This is a genomic window from Vibrio sp. SALL6 (assembly GCF_002002385.1).
Taxonomy (GTDB): domain Bacteria; phylum Pseudomonadota; class Gammaproteobacteria; order Enterobacterales; family Vibrionaceae; genus Vibrio; species Vibrio parahaemolyticus.
Genome location: NZ_MQVK01000009.1, coordinates 1 through 2,253, shown reverse-complemented (window position 1 = coordinate 2,253; position 2,253 = coordinate 1). Strand labels below are relative to the sequence as shown.

At 42.0% G+C, this 2,253-nt stretch carries 3 protein-coding genes; all 3 read right to left on the bottom strand.

Annotated features, from left to right (window positions below; translation table 11 throughout):
• Nucleotides 1-133: 133 nt before the first annotated feature.
• The 3 genes from BIW15_RS06450 to BIW15_RS06435 all read right to left on the bottom strand — a co-directional run bounded on the left by BIW15_RS06450 (nt 134) and on the right by BIW15_RS06435 (nt 2,084).
• On the bottom strand, nt 134-550 hold the full coding sequence (locus BIW15_RS06450; RefSeq protein ID WP_021486673.1) for a VOC family protein: 417 nt from the start codon (nt 548-550) through the stop codon (nt 134-136).
• Between the two features lie 478 nt (nt 551-1,028).
• Nucleotides 1,029-1,685, bottom strand: coding sequence for a GNAT family N-acetyltransferase (locus tag BIW15_RS25455; protein WP_179115239.1), 657 nt, complete (start codon nt 1,683-1,685; stop codon nt 1,029-1,031).
• Between the two features lie 144 nt (nt 1,686-1,829).
• Complete coding sequence (locus BIW15_RS06435) at nt 1,830-2,084, bottom strand: antibiotic biosynthesis monooxygenase (RefSeq protein ID WP_021822758.1); 255 nt, start codon at nt 2,082-2,084, stop codon at nt 1,830-1,832.
• Nucleotides 2,085-2,253: the final 169 nt, after the last annotated feature.

Below are 2,253 nucleotides of genomic sequence, written 5' to 3'. Positions count from 1 at the left end.
TTCTGCGCCAGTTAACGCCCAGTTAAGGGGCGAAGCACGCAATGACCAAACCGCTGCATAGCACTTCAACACTGAAATAAACGCATACCAAAAATGCCACGCGTGCTGCGTCCCTCTTGAACTGTTTGTTATGCTACCTTTTCGCCATTGGGTGATCTGGGTTTAATTGAAGAAGATCCCACAAGTTTCCATACAAATCTTCAAACACAGCTACCGTTCCATAGTCTTGTTCTGCTGGCTCTCTGACGAAGTTAATACCAATCGATTTCATGCGCTCAAAATCACGCCAGAAATCGTCTGTATTTAAGAACAAAAATACTCGGCCGCCGGCTTGATTACCAATGAAATCATGCTGCTCTGGTTTCGAGGCTTTGGCAAGTAACAACGTAACACCATGAGAATTTGGTGGAGCTACAACCACCCAACGTTTGTCTTGTTCAGGTTGATAAGTATCTTCAATCAGCTCAAATTTGAGTTTGTTTACGTAAAAATCAATTGCTTCATCATAGTCTTTTACAACCAAAGCAATATGGACAATATTCTGTTTCATGGTATTCCTTATTGAAGATTTCGATCGGTAGCATAACGCCCTGTTAAGGGGTGACCAACGCCACCACCTTACTTAAAAACAGCACCGTAAACACGTTTACCAAATTTAACACCAAACCGCCAAGCGTTGGGAATCCCTCTTGAACAGTTTGTTAGTTGCCAAGCCCAAGGCAGTGACTTGAAGTTTACTGGACTTTGCCAACGCCCATATTTCGTATCTTGAGATACTTAGATCAGGCGCAGTTTCAAAGCGCCTGTCACTGAAACCACTTGGAATTTACAACGCCGTAGAAAACGGAATTTGAACACCAAACAAACCTTTTGGAACGATAATGCAGCAGAGCAGGCTTTCAACAAGCTAATCAGCTTCTGAAACAGAAAACCCAAATCGCGCAAGGAACCAAAGCACGATTTTCACAACACCTAATAACTAGAAATTGAAATACGAAAACCTAGCCAAAAACACACGGACATTGGCCCTAAACATTCTGCTTTAGGTACATTTTTCCTCGTTGGCAACTAGGGGTGAAGCACGCAATACCGATGTTACTGCATGGCACTTCAACACTGGAACCACCGCATACTAAAAATGCCACGCGTGCTGAATCCCACTTGAACTGTTTGTTATGTAACAATATTTTCGATGCAATAAATGCGATCAGCTTACCGCCAATTTTATAGGCATTGGGTATTACTGTTTTTAGAGAAAAGCCACTTTTGATAAGCACTTTCTCTGAACCAACATTGCCCTCTGTGACGACTGCGCTGAATGCCTTAATAGCATGTTCATTGAAAGCCCATTTGATTAAAGCCCTCAATGATTCTGTACCAAACTCGAGACCATGATACTGAGGGAGAATTAAATACCCAACGTCTGCATCACCATCAACAAGGTAAAAGCCAGTGACACCTATTTTTTCACCAGCTTCCAGTACAGTCATTGTAAAACATAGCCAGTTTCCCGAGCCTTTAGTCCACAAAGATAACCGTGATTCAAATCTTTCCCTGATTTCTATGGTCGATGGTTCATCGAAACATAAACTAATAACAGCAGGGTTACGATGTAAAGACTTAAATAACTCCCAATCTTTGTCCGTAATTTGAGTCATTTTCAGTCTATCCGTAACTATTTCCATGCTCGAACTTTCCTTTGTTACATAACGCCGCGTTAAGGGGTGAACAACGCGATACCACCTAACTTAAACCATTGTGCCATAAACACAAAAGCTCAACTTTGAACCAAAACTGCCAAGCGTTGAGAATCCCTCTTAAACGCTTTGTTATAACCACATGTTCTCGCGGACTTCATAATGGCTCACGTGGAGATCAGGATTTAATTTGTACTTCTCGTCTTCTGGGTACAACTTAGCAATACTGATATCTTCACCTGCAAACGACTTAATACAATCTAGGTCTTCCCAGTAAGTCAGCAACGTGATTTCAGCATCATCTCCTAAATCTCGATTCAGAATTTGTGCCCCAAGAAAACCTTTGGTGGCTGATGTGTCTTTTATGCCTGTCTCGTAAAGGTACACAATAAACCCTTCTTAATGCTCCTTCGGACAGGTAGCTTTCCATTCCCTTGCTATCATAAATACTCCATTTTATGCCGTGGTTATAACGCCCTGTTAAGGGGTGAGCAACGCAATACCAAAGCCGCCGCATACCACCTTAAACGATAAACACAACGCATAGTAAAAATGC